The organism is Streptomyces sp. NPDC006687, from assembly GCF_040636215.1.
Classification (GTDB): Bacteria; Actinomycetota; Actinomycetes; order Streptomycetales; family Streptomycetaceae; genus Streptomyces.
Genome location: NZ_JBEYJJ010000020.1, coordinates 58,346 through 74,724, shown reverse-complemented (window position 1 = coordinate 74,724; position 16,379 = coordinate 58,346). Strand labels below are relative to the sequence as shown.

General features: G+C 73.6%; 16 protein-coding genes. 8 read left to right on the top strand and 8 right to left on the bottom strand.

Annotated features, from left to right (window positions below):
• Positions 1 to 41: 41 nt before the first annotated feature.
• Positions 42 to 2,924 carry a hypothetical protein gene (locus ABZ716_RS22305; protein ID WP_358961067.1) on the bottom strand — a complete coding sequence of 961 codons (2,883 nt, stop codon included), beginning with the start codon at positions 2,922 to 2,924 and terminating at the stop codon, positions 42 to 44.
• A 527-nt stretch (positions 2,925 to 3,451) separates the two neighbouring features.
• On the opposite strand from ABZ716_RS22305, the gene ABZ716_RS22300 reads away from it, so the two are divergent.
• The 3 genes from ABZ716_RS22300 to ABZ716_RS22290 all read left to right on the top strand — a co-directional run bounded on the left by ABZ716_RS22300 (position 3,452) and on the right by ABZ716_RS22290 (position 5,790).
• Positions 3,452 to 4,192, top strand: coding sequence for a GPP34 family phosphoprotein (locus ABZ716_RS22300; protein ID WP_351882621.1), 741 nt, complete (start codon positions 3,452 to 3,454; stop codon positions 4,190 to 4,192).
• Between the two features lie 311 nt (positions 4,193 to 4,503).
• A complete protein-coding gene (locus ABZ716_RS22295; RefSeq protein WP_351882619.1) occupies positions 4,504 to 5,388 on the top strand; it encodes a helix-turn-helix transcriptional regulator in 885 nt (294 codons plus the stop codon).
• A gap of 198 nt (positions 5,389 to 5,586) precedes the next feature.
• Entirely contained in the window at positions 5,587 to 5,790 is a 204-nt protein-coding gene (locus tag ABZ716_RS22290) for a DUF397 domain-containing protein (RefSeq protein WP_351882617.1), read from the top strand.
• Between the two features lie 115 nt (positions 5,791 to 5,905).
• On the opposite strand, the gene ABZ716_RS22285 is transcribed toward ABZ716_RS22290, so the two are convergent.
• Positions 5,906 to 6,769, bottom strand: a complete 864-nt coding sequence (locus ABZ716_RS22285) for a hypothetical protein (RefSeq protein WP_358961064.1) — start codon at positions 6,767 to 6,769, stop codon at positions 5,906 to 5,908.
• A gap of 140 nt (positions 6,770 to 6,909) precedes the next feature.
• Here ABZ716_RS22285 and ABZ716_RS22280 point away from each other — a divergent pair, with 140 nt between their 5' ends.
• A complete protein-coding gene (locus ABZ716_RS22280; protein WP_358961061.1) occupies positions 6,910 to 8,112 on the top strand; it encodes a PLP-dependent aminotransferase family protein in 1,203 nt (400 codons plus the stop codon).
• Positions 8,113 to 8,159: 47 nt separating this feature from the next.
• On the opposite strand, the gene ABZ716_RS22275 is transcribed toward ABZ716_RS22280, so the two are convergent.
• Positions 8,160 to 10,061 carry an AMP-dependent synthetase/ligase gene (locus tag ABZ716_RS22275; RefSeq protein WP_358961059.1) on the bottom strand — a complete coding sequence of 634 codons (1,902 nt, stop codon included), beginning with the start codon at positions 10,059 to 10,061 and terminating at the stop codon, positions 8,160 to 8,162.
• A 214-nt stretch (positions 10,062 to 10,275) separates the two neighbouring features.
• Here ABZ716_RS22275 and ABZ716_RS22270 point away from each other — a divergent pair, with 214 nt between their 5' ends.
• On the top strand, positions 10,276 to 11,133 hold the full coding sequence (locus tag ABZ716_RS22270) for a hypothetical protein (RefSeq protein ID WP_358961056.1): 858 nt from the start codon (positions 10,276 to 10,278) through the stop codon (positions 11,131 to 11,133).
• On the opposite strand, the gene ABZ716_RS22265 is transcribed toward ABZ716_RS22270, so the two are convergent.
• Genes ABZ716_RS22265 through ABZ716_RS22255 form a run of 3 tightly spaced genes read right to left on the bottom strand, consistent with a single transcriptional unit; the run spans position 11,130 to position 12,907 of the window.
• The gene (locus tag ABZ716_RS22265) at positions 11,130 to 12,095 is read right to left on the bottom strand and encodes a DUF1648 domain-containing protein (RefSeq protein ID WP_358961054.1); all 966 of its coding nucleotides are present in this window, start codon (positions 12,093 to 12,095) and stop codon (positions 11,130 to 11,132) included. The genes ABZ716_RS22270 and ABZ716_RS22265 overlap by 4 nt on opposite strands.
• A complete protein-coding gene (locus ABZ716_RS22260; protein WP_351882606.1) occupies positions 12,092 to 12,439 on the bottom strand; it encodes a GntR family transcriptional regulator in 348 nt (115 codons plus the stop codon). Before ABZ716_RS22260 ends, ABZ716_RS22265 begins: the two co-directional genes overlap by 4 nt.
• A gap of 33 nt (positions 12,440 to 12,472) precedes the next feature.
• The gene (locus ABZ716_RS22255) at positions 12,473 to 12,907 is read right to left on the bottom strand and encodes a MarR family transcriptional regulator (RefSeq protein WP_358961051.1); all 435 of its coding nucleotides are present in this window, start codon (positions 12,905 to 12,907) and stop codon (positions 12,473 to 12,475) included.
• A 120-nt stretch (positions 12,908 to 13,027) separates the two neighbouring features.
• Between ABZ716_RS22255 and ABZ716_RS22250 the strand changes: the two genes are divergently transcribed.
• Entirely contained in the window at positions 13,028 to 13,870 is an 843-nt protein-coding gene (locus ABZ716_RS22250; protein WP_358961049.1) for an MBL fold metallo-hydrolase, read from the top strand.
• Between the two features lie 220 nt (positions 13,871 to 14,090).
• A complete protein-coding gene (locus tag ABZ716_RS22245; RefSeq protein WP_358811340.1) occupies positions 14,091 to 14,354 on the top strand; it encodes a hypothetical protein in 264 nt (87 codons plus the stop codon).
• 186 nt (positions 14,355 to 14,540) lie between these two features.
• Here ABZ716_RS22245 and ABZ716_RS22240 read toward each other — a convergent pair whose 3' ends face one another.
• Complete coding sequence (locus tag ABZ716_RS22240) at positions 14,541 to 15,479, bottom strand: helix-turn-helix domain-containing protein (protein ID WP_358961047.1); 939 nt, start codon at positions 15,477 to 15,479, stop codon at positions 14,541 to 14,543.
• A 337-nt stretch (positions 15,480 to 15,816) separates the two neighbouring features.
• Positions 15,817 to 16,242: an ATP-binding protein gene (locus ABZ716_RS22235; RefSeq protein WP_358961045.1), complete on the bottom strand. Its 426-nt coding sequence runs from the start codon at positions 16,240 to 16,242 to the stop codon at positions 15,817 to 15,819.
• Here ABZ716_RS22235 and ABZ716_RS22230 point away from each other — a divergent pair.
• Entirely contained in the window at positions 16,235 to 16,351 is a 117-nt protein-coding gene (locus ABZ716_RS22230) for a DUF397 domain-containing protein (RefSeq protein ID WP_358961043.1), read from the top strand. The two genes, ABZ716_RS22235 and ABZ716_RS22230, sit on opposite strands and share 8 nt — an antisense overlap.
• Positions 16,352 to 16,379: the final 28 nt, after the last annotated feature.

Below are 16,379 nucleotides of genomic sequence, written 5' to 3'. Positions count from 1 at the left end.
CGGGCTCGCCCCGGGGCGCCGCGCCGCGGCGCCGGCCCGTATCAGCCGATACGGGTCAGCTTGCTGCCGATGCCCGGCGAGGCCAGCTCCGACTGGAGCGCCACCGGGACCTTCACCTGACTGGCCCCGTCACCGACGGTCAGCACGCCGACCGCCGTGCCGGCCTTCGCCGTCCCGGGGATCTTCGTTCCACCGTCGCTGATCTTGATGTCCACGGTCAGCGAGGACCAGCCGACCGCCTGGACGTCGGCGGTGGCGACGACCTTGGTCCGGCCGCCGACGCCGTCGTCCACGTATCCGACCACATCGCCCTTCTTGACCACGGGCGCGCCCTCCAGGGACTTCTGGGTGGCGACGAGGAGGTTCTTGCTGGCGGCGATGACCGTGTCGATGATCGGCGGCTTGTGCTGGCCGAGGACGGCGCCGACGATCAGCTGGTTGGTGGCGCCGACCTTCTTGTAGGCGGCGAAGAGGAGGTTTCCGCCCGCCTTGGTCGTCGTACCGGTCTTGATGCCGAGGGACTCGTTGTACGGGACCAGACGGTTCCAGTTCGGCCAGTTCTTGCCGGTCTGGTCGGTCCAGGAGGGCTTGCGGGTGATGTCCACCAGCGCGTCCAGCTCGACGATCTTGAGACCGAGCTTGACCTGGTCCTCGGCGGTGCTGACGGTGGTCGCGTCCAGGCCGGAGGGGTCGGTGTAGGTCGTGTTCGTCATGCCGAGCTGCTTGGCGGTGTCGTTCATCTTCTTGACGAACGCCTCCTGCGAGCCGGAGTCCCAGCGGGCCAGCAGCCGGGCGATGTTGTTGGCCGAGGGGATCATGAGGGCGGCGATCGCGTCGTACTCGGAGATCTTGTCGCCCTCCTTGACGGTGTTGAGGGTGGACTCGTTGTCGGACTTGTCCTTCTGGCCCTCGGTCTCGGCGGTCTTGTCGACGTCGATCATCGCGCCCTTCTCCCCCTTCTTGAAGGGGTGGTCGCGCATGATGATGTACGCCGTCATCGACTTGGTGACACTGGCGATCGGCACGGGCTTCTGCTCGCCGGAGCTGCCGATGGTGCCGAGGCCGGCGGCGGCCATGGACGCCTGGCCCTCGGTGGGCCAGGGCAGGTCGGGCGCCCCGCCGGGGAAGGTGTACTGCGACGTCGCGGTCAGGACGAGCCGGGGCGCGGGCAGCGGGCGCACCAGCTGGACGACGGCCAGCACGACGGCCAGCAGGACCACGATCGGCGCGTAGATCTTGACCCGGCGGACGACCGTGCGCAGGGGGGTCGGCGGCGGGGGCGGGTTGTTGGTGAGGTCCGCCAGCATGTCGAGCGGCGGCCGGGGCGGCAGCGGCTGCTGCGTGGTCCGCTCGCTGGGGTCCAGCCGGGGGGCCTGCGGCGCGGGGGCGGGGGGCTTCGGCGCGGCCGGGGCCGGGGCCGGGGCGTCGTCGGCGCGCAGCGGGACGAAGGTGCTGGCGCGGGCCTCGGGGGCGGAGGGCGCCGGCTTGGCGGGCCCGGCCGCGCCCTTCGCGGCGGCCACCGGGGCGGAACCCGCCTCGGACGCGTCCGGCTTCGCGGCACGCGGGTCCCGCCCGGCGGGCTTGCCGCCGTCGGCCGGCCGGGTACCCGGCTTGACGGTACGGAAGACAGCGGTCCGCTTATCGGGCCCGGACCCGGGCTCGGACTCGGGCGCGGACTTGGACCCGGGCTCAGCCTTGGTGGGCTCGGCGGAACCCGGCTTCACGGCACGGAACACAGCCGTCCGCTCGGAGTCCTCGGCCGGCTCGGACCCGGTGGATGCCTTCTTCCCGGCCTCATCGGTGCCCGGACCCGCCTTCGCGGCGGCACGCGGATCCTGCCCGGCGGACTTCCCGCCCTCACCGGAACCGGGCTTCACCGCACGGAACACGGCCGTGCGCTCGTCCGCCTCGGCGGCACCCGCCTCGGACCCGGCGGGGGCCGAGCCCGGCTTGACGGTACGGAAGACGGCAGTCCGCTCGGACTCCCCGGACGCCTTGCCCGCACCGACGGAACCGGAATTCTGCTCCGCGGAGCGCTTCCCCGCGTCGGCGGGAGCGGAGTCCCGCTCGGCGGAGGGGTTGCCCGCACTGGCGGACCCGGAGTCCCGCCCGGCGGACGGGTTGCCCGCACCGACGGAACCGGAAGCCCGCTCGGCCGACGGCTTACCCGCACCGGTGGAACCGGAGTCCCGCTCGGCGGACGGCTTGCCCGCACCGGCGGAACCGGAGTCCCGCTCGGCGGAGGGGTTGCCCGCACTGGCAGACCCGGAGTCCCGCTCGGCGGACGGGTTGCCCGCACCGGCGGAACCGGAAGCCCGCTCGGCCGACGGCTTGCCCGCACCGGCGGAAGCGGAATCCCGACCGGCGTCCGACGGGCGGTCCTCGTCGGACCTCTTGGCGGAATCCGCCGGGGCGGAACCCGGCTTGACGGTACGGAAGACGGCCGTGCGCTCCGACTCGGCCGACGGCGCGGCGGAACCCCGCCCGGCGGGCCGCTCGCCCGCACCGGCAGAGCCGGAGCCCGGCTTGGTGGACGCCTTCCCGGCCTCCTCCGAGGCGGGGCGGTCCGCACCGGCAGCCCTGTCGGCGCGGGCGGACGCGGAGTCCCGCTCGGCGGACGGCTTGGCCGCACCGGCGGACCCGGAATCCCGACCGGCGGACGGCCTCCCGGCCTCCTCGGCGGCGGGCCGGTCCATCCCGGGGGACATGGCGGCGCGGGCGAAAACGGAGTCCGCACCGGCGGAACCGGAGTCCCGCTCGGGGGCCTGCGGGGCGGGGGCCGAGGTCGTGACGCCGAACGCGGTGGTCCGTGAGCCCCCGTCGGACTTCGCGGCACCGGCGGAACCGGAACCGGAACCCGGCTTGGCGTCGGCCTCCCGGGCGGAGTCCTGAGCGGCGGAGCCGGGCCTGACGGTGCGGAACACGGCGGTGCGCTCGGACTCCGCCGAGGCCGACGCCGACGACGAGGCCGCACCCGCAGCCGCACCCGCACCCGACGGCTTCCCGGGAGTCCCGGCAGCCTCCTCGGAACCCCCCGAAGCGGAACGCCCCGAAGCGGAACCCTCCCGCTCCACGCGTCCGGAAGACCGCTCGGCGGCATCCGCACCCTTGGGCCCGTCCGCAACCGGGCGGGACCCGGCAGCGTCGTTCGGGGGGACGCGCGGCTGGAACACCGAGAGCCTCGGGTCCTGTTCCCCGGCACCTGAGGACTTCGGCGCCCCCGACGCTCCTTCACTTACCGACTTGTCGGGGGACTCGCCCGCCACCGTTCCTCCTCGATCGCCGTCCGGCCACTGTCCGAACCGTCTAACAGTGTCCCGTCTCGGGGGCCTCGCCCGCCTGCTAGACGAGAACGACATAGCTACTGGTTCCCCCACAAAGCGTGCAGGCGCTCTCGACAGATGAATGTGAGAGGCGTCACCCTGTCACTCATCCACGCGGGGAGGCATGGATGGGCAGGAGCCGCAGAACAATTCCAGAGGAGCTTCTGCTGCTCGCCCTGGACCCGGCCACGGGTACCACGGCGCAGCCGCAGTCGCTCGACCTCGGCCTGGCCGGGGCACAGCTAGTGGAGCTGGCTCTGGCAGGACGGATAGCCCCTGACGGGGATCGTATCGCCGTGGTGATGCCACGGCCGACAGGAGATCCGACTCTGGACTCCGCACTGGAACTGCTGCGCAGGCGCGGCAGCCCGGTACGGGCCGTCCACTGGATCGGCGGACCCCGGCTGGGGCTCCGCCAGATTTACCTCGCGCACCTGGAGCGCTGCGGCATGGTCCATGCCGTCGCGGGACAGATGTGCGGGGTGCTGCCGACGACTCGCTACCAGGCGACCGATACGGCGATCAGCCGGGAGATCCGTGCCCGGCTGGACAGTGCGATCCGCACCGGCGTACCGCCGGACCCGCGGACCGCGGCGCTCGCCGCGCTGGCCCACGCGGTCGGACTCGGCAAGCACCTGTACCCCGGCAACGAGGGGCGGTCGTCCAGGTCCCGGCTGCGGGACCTGATCCGGCACGACCCCATGGGCGGTCTCGTGGCGCACGCCGTGATGGACGTTCAGAACGGTGTGGCCGCACAGCCGCGCCGCGACCGCGCTCCGGCTCCGCAGCCGGCCGCCCGGGCCACGGCGGGCGGCGTACCGCTCCAGCCGCGCCGGACGGGTGCGATGGCCCGCGTGGCCGCGCACTGAGCGAGCGCGACGGTTCCACCAGGACACCGCACCACCGCACCACCGCACTACCCGCTGAAACCCCCAGCTCAACCAGCGGGAAAACGTTCCACCTCCGCGACCGGTCACCCCCAGAGGACCGGTACGGGAGCCTCCAGCACGCGGGGTGGCAGGGCCGGACACATCGGCCCCGCCACCCCGCGTGTCTGTTTTTCCGCGCCGTTCCCCAGCGGCGCCGCACCCTTCGGTGGCAGTCTGCTGAACATCAGACACGCAGAGAGACAACTACAGCTACTGCAACAGCTACTGAAGAAGGCGGAGGTGCCTATCCCGTGGCGTCCAATGTCAATCCCACCGTCCGACGCCGCCGACTGGGCATGGAGTTGCGCAAGCTGCGCGAGGACAAGGGCATGACGGCCGAGCAGGTCGCCGAGCGCCTGCTCGTCTCCCAGTCGAAGATCAGCCGGCTGGAGAACGGCCGCCGCTCCATCAGCCAGCGCGACGTCCGCGACCTGTGCGAGGTGTACGAAGTGGAGGACCCCCGGCTGGTGGACTCGCTCATGCAGATGGCCAAGGACTCCCGCCAGCAGGGCTGGTGGCACGCCTTCGGCGACATCCCGTACAGCGTCTACATCGGCCTGGAGACCGACGCGGCCAGCCTGCGCACGTACGAGCCGCAGATGGTCCCGGGGCTGCTCCAGACCCCCGAGTACGCCCAGGCGCTGATCAGCGGCGCGCTGCCGGAGACGGCGCCGGGGGACGTGGAGAAGCGCGTCCAGGTACGGATGCACCGCCAGAAGCGGCTGTCCGAGACGGACAACAACAACGCGGAGGTCGGGCCGCTGCGCCTGTGGGCGGTGATCGACGAGGCGGTGCTGCGCCGGCACGTGGGCGATCCCGCGCTGATGATCCGGCAGTTGCAGTTCCTGATAGAGCAGTCGCAGCAGCCGTACATCACCGTGCAGGTGATGCCGTTCACGATGGGTGCCCACCCGGGGGTCAACGGCCAGTACGCCATTCTGGAATTCCCGGACGCCTCGGACTCGACGGTGGTCTACATCGAGGGGGTCACGAGCGATTTGTACCTGGAGAAGGCGAACGACGTCCAGAAATACAGCGTGATGTACGAGCACCTGCGTGCACAGGCCCTCAATGTGGACCAGACCCGGCAGTTCATCTCCGAGGTCATCGAGGACTACGCGGCCCTGATGAAGTAGGGAGGTGGCGGGGGGTCCGGCACGGTACACCGTCGGTCCCCGGCCACAGAAGTCCTGAATGGAATATGCCACCCGGTCGAGTGAATCCCTCCTTCCCGCGTCGGAAGCTGCCGGTAGCGTCGATCACGTCGGCCCGGCGAATGGTGCCGGCGCACAGCCGGGAACTCCCGGAACCACTCTCTGAACCGGAGAAGAACCATGGGCATTCGTCAGGGCGGCACCGAAAACTGGACCAAGTCCTCCTACTCCGGCGGAAACGGCGCCTGCGTCGAGGTCAAGTCCCCCGTCACGGAGGCCATCGCGGTCCGCGACTCCAAGGTGCAGGACGGTCCGTCGCTCACCTTCGCCCCCGGCTCCTGGACCTCCTTCGTGACCGACGTGGTCGAGGGCCGGCTCGCCTGAGCCCCTCGGCGAATCACCCTGATCGGAGCCCTCTCGACCGGCCCGCCGTCCTGGCCGAGGGGGCTCGGCCATGCCCGCGTACGGGTACCCCCGATCCCCCGGCGCCCCCTCGGCCTCAGCGCAGCTGGTCCACGTACCGGTCGGTCCCCGGGACGGTCGGGATGAACGGCGCCACCAGCTCCACCCGCCCCAGCCCCGACTCCGCGACCTCCGCGTCCAGCCCCTGGAAGCGGTCCCAGCAGGTGCGCGGGTCGGCCTCCAGGAACCACAGCAGGGTGAGGCGGCTGTCGACCCCCTCGACCTGTTTGACGTAGGTCATCCGGTCCCCCGGCAGCGGCGTCGGCCGGAAGACGGTCACCATCGCCGCGGGCGAACCGTGCAGCCGGCCCGGCAGGGCCCGGGAGCGCAGCCACTCCAGCAGCTCCGCACGCCGTCCGGGGCCGTCGGCGTCGACGACCTGGAGGACGAGCCCGGCGTACGGGTGGTCCAGGGCGTGGAAGTCGCGGGGGCCGGCGGCGCCGTCGCGGTAGACGGTGGCCGCGTGGTCCTGGAAGGCGGTGAAGACGTGCGTACGGTCCTGGTAGACGCGGCCGTCGCGGTTCAGCCGCCGGTTGATGGCGACCGTCCACCTCATGTGCTCGTCGTAGCGGCCCTCGGTCACCCAGTACGTCGACAGGTAGCAGCCCGCCGTCACCGGCTGGGCCACCGCCGACTTCTCCGGGTAGCGCAGCTCCTGGAGCTCGCGGGTGGCCACCCAGCGGCGGCCCGCGTACATCCAGGGCATGGCCATCGCGCCCGCGTAGTAGTGGTCGTCCTCGTACCAGCGGTTGTACGCGAACTCGTGGCCCGGGTGGGGTTCGACCATGGTGATCAGCGCATGGCCGGGACGGACCCCGTACGGGCCGACGGCCGCGAGTGCGGCGTAGTCCCCGGCCCGCGTGTCCTGCGGGTCGCGGTCCTGCTGTGGTGTGCTCGTCATGGCACCGGTGTAGCTGATGTTCCGTCAGTTGGGGAGAGAGTGAGGGCTGTTCATCCCTCGGAATGGTAGGTGCCGTCTGCATCCTTCCTGGTTAGGCTGCGGCCACCCGCCACCGCCACCGCCACGCCGAAGGAGCCCCCATGTCCCCCGACGGTCCTCCCGCGCCCCTGCCCGCCTTCGCCTCCCGTGCCCGGGCCGTGGGAGGTTCGCCCGTACGGGAGATCCTCGCGCTCACCGAACGCCCCGGGGTGATCTCCTTCGCCGGCGGCCTGCCCGCCCCCGAGCTCTTCGACACCGCGGGGCTCCGCGCCGCCTACGACAGCGCCCTCACCGGGGCCGCCTCCGCCGCCCGCGCCCTCCAGTACTCCACCACCGAGGGCGCGCCCGAGCTCCGCGCGGCCGTCGCCGCCCGGGCGGTCCGGCGCGGACTGCCCACCACCGCCGACGACGTACTCGTCACCACCGGCTCCCAGCAGGCCCTGACCCTGGTCACCGCCACTCTGGTGGAACCCGGCGACACCGTCCTCGTCGAGAACCCCACCTACCTGGCCGCCCTCCAGTGCTTCGGGATGGCCGGAGCCCGCGTCATACCGGTCCCCTGCGACGAACACGGGCTGCTCCCCGACGCCCTGGCCGAGATCACCGCCCGCGAGCGCCCCAAGCTGCTCTACACCGTCCCCACCTTCCAGAACCCCACCGGCCGCACCCTGCCCGGGGAGCGGCGGGCAGAGGTGGCGCGGACGGCGGCCCGCCTGGGGCTGTGGCTGGTGGAGGACGACCCGTACGGGGACCTGCGCTACGAGGGCGCCCACGTGCCCTGGCTCGCCGCCCACCCCGGCGCCGAGGACCGTACGGCCCTCATCGGCAGCTTCTCCAAGGTCATGGCCCCGGGCCTGCGCCTGGGCTGGCTGCGCGCCCCGGCCGCGCTGCGCCGGGCGGCGGTGGTCGCCAAGCAGGCGGCGGACCTGCACACCTCGACGGTGGACCAGCTGGCCGCCGCCCACTACCTCGCCGCCCATGACCTCGACGCCCACGTCGCCCGGGTCCGCGACGCCTACCGGGCCCGCCGCGACGCCCTGCTGGCCGGCCTGGGCGAGGCCCTCCCGGCGGGCTCGGAGTGGAACCGTCCGCAGGGCGGCATGTTCGTCTGGGCCCGCCTGCCGGAGGGGTACGACGCCACGGCTCTGCTGAAGTCGGCCGTCGCCCACGATGTGGCGTACGTGCCCGGCGCGCCCTTCTTCACCGGCACCCCCGACCCGCGCACCCTGCGGCTCTCCTTCACCACGCACACCCCGGACGAGATCGCCGAGGGCCTGCGCCGGCTCCGGGAGGCACTGGCGTGACCCGGTCGTCCGCCCGCGGGGCAGGCACGGGTGCCGGCGGGGGTGGGTCAGGCGTCGCGCGGGGTTGCGTACAGCGCCTCGATCTCCCGCTCGTAGTCCCGGGCGACCGCCGCGCGCCGCAGCTTCATCGACGGGGTCAGGTGGCCGCGTTCCTCCGTGAACTCCCCCGGCAGGACAGTGAAGCGGCGGATGGACTCGGCACGTGAGACCAGCTTGTTCGCCTCGTCCACCGCCCGCTGGAGTTCCTCCAGCAGTTCCGGGTCCCTGACGAGCTCGCCGGCCGGGACGTCCTGCTTCCTGTGCATCTGCCGCCAGTGGGCCAGACCCTCCGGCTCCAGGGTGACGAGGGCGGCGACGTAGGGCCGGTTGTCGCCGATCACCATGCACTGGCCGACCAGCGGGTGGGCGCGCAGCCAGTCCTCCAGGGGGGCGGGGGCGACGTTCTTTCCGCCGGAGGTGATGATCAGGTCCTTCTTGCGGCCGGTGATGGTGAGGTAGCCGTCGGCGTCGAGCTCGCCGATGTCCCCGGTGGGCAGCCAGCTCCCGGGCGGCTGCGCGGAGACGTTCCAGTACCCGGCGAAGACGTGCCCGCCGCGCAGCAGCACCTCCCCGTCGTCGGCGATGCGCACCGCCGTACCGGGCAGCGGCCAGCCGACCGTGCCGAGGCGGGGCCGCAGCGGCGGGGTGACGGTCGCGGCGGCCGTCGTCTCGGTGAGCCCGTACCCCTCGAAGACCTCGATGCCCGCGCCGGTGTAGAAGGCGGCGAGGCGCCGGCCGAGGGGTGAGCCGCCGCTGAGGACGTACCGGACGCGGCCGCCGAGCGCGGCGCGGACGCGGCGGTAGACGAGCGGTTCGTACAGGGCGTGCGCGGCGCGCAGGCCCAGCCCGGGCGGCCGGCCGCCGCTCCCGGCCACCTCTCCGAAACGCTGGGCGATGCGCGCGGCGCGGTCGAAGGCTGAGGCGCGGCCCATGCGTTCGGCGGTGGCGCGGGCGGTGTTGTAGACCTTCTCCAGCACGTAGGGGATGGCCAGCAGGAAGGTGGGCCGGAAGCCGGCGAGGTCGGCGAGGAGCTCCTCGCTGCTGATGCTGGGGGCGTGGCCGAGCTTCACCCGGGCGCGCATGCAGCCGACGGCGACCATCCGTCCGAAGACGTGCGACAGCGGCAGGAAGAGCAGGGTCGAGGCGGGGTCCTCGCTGACGGAGGTGAAGACGGGGTGCAGCAGGGCGACCGCGTTGTCGACCTCGGCGAAGAAGTTGCCGTGGGTCAGCGTGCAGCCCTTGGGCTGGCCGGTGGTGCCGGAGGTGTAGACGAGGGTGGCGAAGGACTCGGGCGTACGGGAGGCGCGGCGCGCCTGGACGACGGCGTCGGGCAGGTGCTCGCCGGCCTTGACGAGGCGGGCGATGGCCCCGGTGTCGAACTCCCACAGGTGCGCGAGACCGGGGAGGTGGGCGCGTTCGGCGCTGATGAGGCGGGCCTGGACGGTGTCCTCGACGGCGCAGGCGACGGCGCCGGAGTCGTGGATGATCCAGCGGGCCTGGAGGGCGGAGGAGGTCGGGTAGATGGGGACGGTGACCAGCCCGGCGGCCCAGCCGGCGAAGTCCAGCAGGGTCCACTCGTAGGTGGTGCGGGCCATGATGGCGAGCCGGTCGCCCGAGGCGAGGCCCTCGGCGATCAGCCCCTTGGCGACGGCGAGCACCTCGGCGGCGAACTCGGCGGCGGTGACGTCCCGCCAGGTCCCGTCGCGCTCCTTGCGGGCGAGTACGGGCTCGCCGGGGGCCTCGCGGGCGTTGAGGAAGGGCAGGTCCCCGAGCGATCCGCCGGCCGGCGCCGAGGCGAGGGCGGGTACCGCCACCTCGCGCACCACCCCGTCGACGATCGTCTTGACGGGCTCGACCAGCTTCGGCCCGACCAACTTCGGCCCGACCGGCTTCGGCTCGGCAGCGTCCACGGCTCGTTCTCCTCGGTCGATCGCGTGTTACCGCCGGTAATCTACGCACGGGCCCGGCCGGGGGAACACCCCCTGAACCGGCCCTCCTCCACAGCTCCACACCGCGCACACCTCACGGTTCGGCTCCGGCGAGGCGGAACGGCTGCGTCAGGGAGGGCGGAGGGGGGAGAATCCGGGACGTCCGCCAGCGCACCGCCACCTTGAGGAGCAGCCGGTGTCGCCAGAGCCCATCACGTTGACGCTGACCCCCGAGCAGGCCGCCGCCGGAACGACCGTCGAGGTCCCCCTCCCGTCCGGCCCCACCCGACTCCGCATCCCCCCGACCCGATCGGGCGACCTCATCCGAGCCCGCGTCGGCGCGGAGGAAGTCCTCCTGCGCATACGGGTCTCCGACGCGCCCGGCCCGCCGCCGGGCGGCCGCACGACCCCGGGCCCGACCACCCCGACCACACCCACCACCCCGACCGCACCGGGCCCCTCCGGGCCGACGATGCCGGGCCCGTTCGGAGCCGGCGCGGTGCCTCAGACCACCGCACCGGCACCCTCCGGGAGATCAGGCCCGCTCGGCTGTCTGCTGGCGGTCGGTGTCGTCGCCGCCCTCGTCATCGGTATCGCCGTGGCGAGCAGCAGTGACGACGACTCCCGCCCCACCGCTTCCGCCACCCCCTCGTCGACGGACAGCTCGTACACCCCGTACACCCCGTACACCCCGCCGACGTACACCTACAGCCCGCCCAGCGCACCGGCCGCCGTCCCGACGTACGAGCCGCCCGCCTCCACCCCGACCACCGAGGCGGCTCCCCGCCCCTTCGACGAAGGCACCTGCCTCAACGGGCAGTTGCCCGACTCGACCACCGCGACCCGCGTCACCGGCGTCCACGAGGTCGCCTGCTCGGCCGACGACGCGCACTACCGGGTGATCCAACGCTTCCCGGGCACCTCGGACATGAGCCGGTGCGATGCCAACTCCGACACCGAGTACGGGTTCTCGTACCGCTACACCCTGGGCAGCAGCGTCATCAACGAGTACGTGTACTGCCTGGTCGGCCTGGGTTCGTACGCCCGCGGCTAAGGCCGTCGCCCGCGCAGGGAGTTCAGCAGGGCGGCGCCGCGTGCGGCGTCGTCCACGCTCACCGCGAAGTCCCGCCCCCTGGCCCGTACGACCAGACACGCGCCGCCGCGCAGCATCACCGTCGTGCCCAGCCCGCTGATCCGGTAGCCCCAGCCGCCGACCCGGGCAGGCGTCCGCACCTCCACGCGGGCCGACTCGACGTCCTCGGCGGCCCAGCGCCGCACCGGGTACCCGAGCGGGCCGAAGGCGACCTCCAGCCCGCGCTGCGAGACCCGCACCCGGACGGAGGAGCAGCCCAGCACCACCAGCGCGGTGCTCGCGAGGCCCCCGGCCGTCACCCACAGCCCCGCCCGCGGCCCCGCCGCTCCGGCCAGCCCCGCCACCCCGGCGAGCAGCGCACCCAGCGCGCCCAGCGCGAGGACTCCGGCCAGCAGCCGCAGCCAGGGATTGACGACGCCCGACAGCCAGACGACCCGCTCCCCCTCCGGAACCTCCATCGAGGGCCCCTCCCCCGCGGGCTCCCCTTCCCCGGCCTCCCGCCGCCACGGCGCGGCCGCGCCCACCCCGGCCAGCAGCGCCACCGCCACCATCACCGCCACCCCCCACCCCGGCACCGGGCCGGCCTGCCGCCAGTCGGGGGCGTCCAGGTTGGCCCGTACGATCGACGCCTGCGCCCCCGTCAGCAGCACCCCGCCGGAGGCCAGCGCCGCCCGGCCCCAGCCGGGCACGGGCCCCCTCAGGGCCGCGAACGCCACGCCGGCCACGACGGCCACCCACACCAGCGCCGGAAACGCCACGGCCGCCCACAACGGCATGGACCCGTCGGGCCCGTCGGAGCCCGCACCCCAATGGGTGGCCACCGGCTCGGGCAACCGCCCGGCCGCCGCCACCGGCATCACCACCAGCAGCCCCAGCACCCCGGCCCCCCAGCCGGCGACGGCCCACACCCCGCGCCCCTTCACGGCATCCCCCTGATCATCTCGATGAGTTCGGCCCGTCCGTACCCCAGCCGCGCCCCGTCGGCCACCAGGGCGCGTACGCGTTCCAGTAGCTCCGACCGCCCGTCTGCCTCGCCTGCCACGGTCACCCCACGGCCGCGCCGGAACTCCAGCAACCCCTCGTCCCGCAGGGCGCGCAGGGCACGCAGCACGGTGTTGGCGTTGACCCCCAGCGCCTGCGCGAGCTCACGCGCGGGCGGGATCCGGTCACCGGGCGCACACTCGCCCTCGGCGATGGCACGCCGGAGCGCCCCGGCCACCTGCTCGTGCAGGGGGCGGGTGTCGGCGGTGTTCAGCCTCAGCAGCATGGTGCTATTGAAGCTAGCACCATCACTGCGCCGTCAGGAAGCGGTGACGGCCCGTTCCAGCAGTTCGCGCAGGACCCGCTGCTCCTCCGGGGTGAGGCAGGCCACCGGGGAGTCCACATGGAGGAGGTCGAGCAGGCGGGCGCGCAGGGCGGTGCCCCCGTCGGTCAGGACGAGGAGTCGGGCGCGGCGGTCCGTGGGGTGCGGGTGGCGTTCGACCAGCTCCTGCTTCTCCAGCCGGTCCACGACGAAGGTGGCGTTGGAGGGCTCGCAGTTCATCCGCTCCGCGAGCTCCCGCATGGTCATCGGCCCGCTCAGCTCGCGCAGGGCGGTCGCCTGCGCGGCGGTCAGCCCGAGGGTCGCGGCCCGCTCCCGTACGTGCTCGCCGATCCGCTGGGCGAGCCCGTCGACCAGGCCGCACAGCTGGCGTTCGGCGACGGCCTGCGACTGCGGCTCGGGGCGCTTCGTCATGGCGCCAGCCTAGCAATCCCATCAAGCCAACATATTTACAGCTTGAATGATTCAAGCTTGACGCTTATGGTGATCGTCAACGTCACCACCCCGCCCTCACCCCACCAACCGGGAGAAAACATGGCCGACTTCGACGCCCGCCTCAGCCGCCCCTCGGGTATCCGCTCCCTCCGCCTGGGCGACACGTTGGTGACCTACGTCCCGGACGGCGCCATCCGCCTGCGCCCCCTCGACCTGCTCCCCGACACCACCGACGCCACCTGGGCCGCGCACCCGGAGTACCTGGACGGGACCGGCCACCTCACCGCCAGCGCGGGCGCCCTCCTCGTCGAGCACGGCGACCGCGCCCTGCTGATCGACGCGGGCATCGGCCCGCACGCGTTCGAGAGCCCCGAGGGCCCCCTGCACTCGGCCCAGGGCGGAGCCCTCCCCGAGAGCCTGGCCGCGCTGGGCCGGCGCCCCGAGGACATCGAGGCCGTGGCCTTCACCCACCTCCACCCCGACCACCTCGGCTGGGCCTGCGAACCCCTCCTCGCCCACGCCGAGTTCCTCGTCTCCGAGCCGGAGTGGGAGGCCCGCGACCTCCTGGAGCCCCGGGTGGCGGCGGCCCTCTCGAAGAACGTCCGCACGATCACCGACGGCACGGAGGTCTTCCCGGGCGTCCACGTCCGCATCGCCCCGGGCCACACCCTCGGCCACGCCGAGTACGTCATCACCGGCGGCGGCCGCCGCCTGATCGCCTTCGGCGACGCGATGCACTCGCCGATCCAGGGGGCCCACCCGGCCTGGTCCTCGCGCTTCGACCACGACCTCCCCGCCACGGCCGCCCACCGCCACCGCCTCGTCGCGGAACTGTCGGAGCCGGACACGCTCGGCTTCGGCGTCCACTTCGCCGACGTGGTCTTCGGCCGCATCCGCTCCGCCGGCGACGACGGCCCGGCCTGGCACCCCGTGGACGCCTAGGGCGTGCCAGGCGTCGCAGGGCGGACAGGACTTCGACGACGCGCCCTGGCGCCTGTGGCCGGAGTGCGTGCGCCGGTGCGGTGTTCTAGCGTCGGAAGGGCGGGGGTGACCGATGCGTCGAGCCGGTCGCCCCCCGGAGTGCCCGCCTCCGCGCCGCCCCCGCCCGCGGTCCGGCACGCTCGCGGACCGCGTGACCGACCGAGAGAGCAGGTGCATCCGCATGCGTCCGTCGGCCCGCATCCCCAGCCTCCTCGCCGCCCTGGTCCTCGCCGCCGGCGGCGCCGCCTTCGCCGCCCCGGCCGCGTCCGCGAGCGTCCAGGACTGCCAGCAGTACCTCGTGTCGCACGGCAAGCCGTCCACGCCCGACATCGCGCAGGCATGCTACGAGGGCTCCATCGGCAACCAGACCAGCTGCGTCGCGAGCCTCCAGGCGGCCGGCATCTCCTCGAACGACGCGGGCGGAGCCTGCCGCGCGGCCCACTAGGCCGTCTCTTCCGGATCTTGTCTGACCCGCGCCGCCCGGCACCGCACCTCGCCGCCTTGGCCGGGCACCAAGTACGTCCAGTACGGCGGCGCCCAGCCAAGGCGCCGATGCACGGCACCTGGGGGCACCTCCCAGCGGTAGCTGGGGGAGACGCGGGCTTGAACGACAAGATCCGAAAGAGACGACCTAGGCGACGCGGGGCGGGAGTGGCCCGGGGGCCGCGGCGTCCACGTCTTCGGGCGGGCAGTCGTTGCAGCGGCCGGGCGCGGGGGCCCGGAACCCGCGGTCGCAGCCGTCGCAGTTCTGCATCGGGTCGGGCTTGCGAGCGGCCGGCGGCGCAGGTTCCTCACGGGGCAGCTCCGGCGGGAGCCCGATCCGGAGCCGGTAGCCGATGAGCGCGGCGGGACTGCGCATGTCGGCCGGCAGCCCGGCGGCGAGCACGCGCCGGACGGTCTCCGGCTCGGCCCCCCGCTCCAGCCAGGCGGTCACCCCGGGCGCGAGACGGCATACGTCCCGCTCGCCGAGCAACAGCCGCGGATCGTCCCCGCGCAGCCGTGCGAGCAGCGCCACGGCCTCCTGCCGTACGGGCCCCCGCGGCTCGGGCGGCTCGGGCAGTGGCATGACCTTCCGCACGGGAGCGGGTACGGGCACCCCCCGCCCGCGCACTGGTTCAGGCACGGGCGGGGGAGCCGCCGCCGGCGCCGGACCGGGCACGGCCACCAGCTCCGGTACGCGCTCCCGCCCGGGGAGGGACGCCCGGCCGGCGGGGGGTGCGGGCTGCGCCGGGGCCGACTCGTGCGGCGGCGGCTCGTGCGGCGGCACCGGCGGCTTCGGCCGGCTGTAGGGCGGCTTCGGCCGGCTGTAGAACACCGTCCGGGTGACCAGGCGCCCATCGGCGATCCGCACCCGCCTGCGCTCCAGGTACCCGGCCGCCTCCAGCTCCCGCAGCCCCCCGGCGACCCTCACCTCCCCCTCGGGGAACCGCTCGGCCAGCGCCTTGATGCCGATCCGGCTGCCCTCGGGGAGGGACTGGATGTGCACCGCGAGCCCGATCGCCAGCAGCGACAGGCCCGGGTGCCGGGCGAGGCGCCGGGCCACCTCGATGGGGGGTTCGTCGTCCGCCACGTTGACGTGGGTGACACCTGATCGGACGGTCCCGGCGGGAACACGGGACGCGGGCCGCGTGGGCACGTTAGGCTGCTTGTGAGCCATAGGGAAGCCGTTACTTCCTGCTTGGTCAGGCCCTCGCCCGGGATGCCAGTCCCGACGGGGGCCGTCTCATTTCTGAGGTTGTCGCGGCGAGCATATGCCAGGCAACCGCCCCCAAATCCAGCCGAGTTGGCATAGTTCACCCATGCGAGTGAGCCGGACCGGACCGGGGGGTCAGGTGGGTGGGTGGGTTTTACCCACCCACCAGCTTGGTTGGTTGACGTCGGGCGCCCCCGGATCCCCGCTTCCCGCGTCACGGCCCGGGGCGCACGACGTCCACCTCCGCCCACACCGCCTTGAGCGGCGCGGTCCCCTGCCGCACCCCCCACCGGTCGGCCAGCTCCGCCACCACCAGCAGCCCCCGCCCGCCCTCCGCGTCCGGATCCGCGTCGCGGACGCGGGGGACCCGGTCCCGGCGCGTGTCCACGACCTCGATCCGGAGCGCCTCGCCGGTCAGGGTGAGCAGCACCCGCAAGTCCCGTCCGGGAACCCGCCCGTGGGTGACGGCATTGGCGGCCAGCTCGGCCACGATCAGCCCGGGGCCGTCCGTGGGCAGCCCCCACGAGGCGATCCGGTCGACGGCGATCCGCCGGGCCCGCCCGGCACCGAGGGGGGTGGCGGGGAGCCGGATGTCGAACTGGCTTGCGGTGCAGGGCGACTCCTGCGTCGAGGTGGCCAACACCCCGGCACTGATCCACGTCCGGGACTCCAAGGACACCGCCCTCCCCCACCTCATCTTCACCCCTTCGGCGTGGACCGGCTTCATCTCGAATCCCGCCAGCTTCTGACCCGCCCGGTGTTACACAATGGCCCCTA

Excerpts from the sequence above, each read along its gene's own strand:
- ABZ716_RS22300 (WP_351882621.1), top strand. The coding sequence starts at position 3,452 with ATGGGCAGGAGCCGCAGAACAATTCCAGAGGAGCTTCTGCTGCTCGCC.
- ABZ716_RS22290 (WP_351882617.1), top strand. The coding sequence starts at position 5,587 with ATGGGCATTCGTCAGGGCGGCACCGAAAACTGGACCAAGTCCTCCTAC.
- ABZ716_RS22285 (WP_358961064.1), bottom strand. The coding sequence starts at position 6,769 with ATGACGAGCACACCACAGCAGGACCGCGACCCGCAGGACACGCGGGCC.
- ABZ716_RS22280 (WP_358961061.1), top strand. The coding sequence starts at position 6,910 with ATGTCCCCCGACGGTCCTCCCGCGCCCCTGCCCGCCTTCGCCTCCCGT.
- ABZ716_RS22260 (WP_351882606.1), bottom strand. The coding sequence starts at position 12,439 with ATGCTGCTGAGGCTGAACACCGCCGACACCCGCCCCCTGCACGAGCAG.
- ABZ716_RS22255 (WP_358961051.1), bottom strand. The coding sequence starts at position 12,907 with ATGACGAAGCGCCCCGAGCCGCAGTCGCAGGCCGTCGCCGAACGCCAG.
- ABZ716_RS22250 (WP_358961049.1), top strand. The coding sequence starts at position 13,028 with ATGGCCGACTTCGACGCCCGCCTCAGCCGCCCCTCGGGTATCCGCTCC.
- ABZ716_RS22245 (WP_358811340.1), top strand. The coding sequence starts at position 14,091 with ATGCGTCCGTCGGCCCGCATCCCCAGCCTCCTCGCCGCCCTGGTCCTC.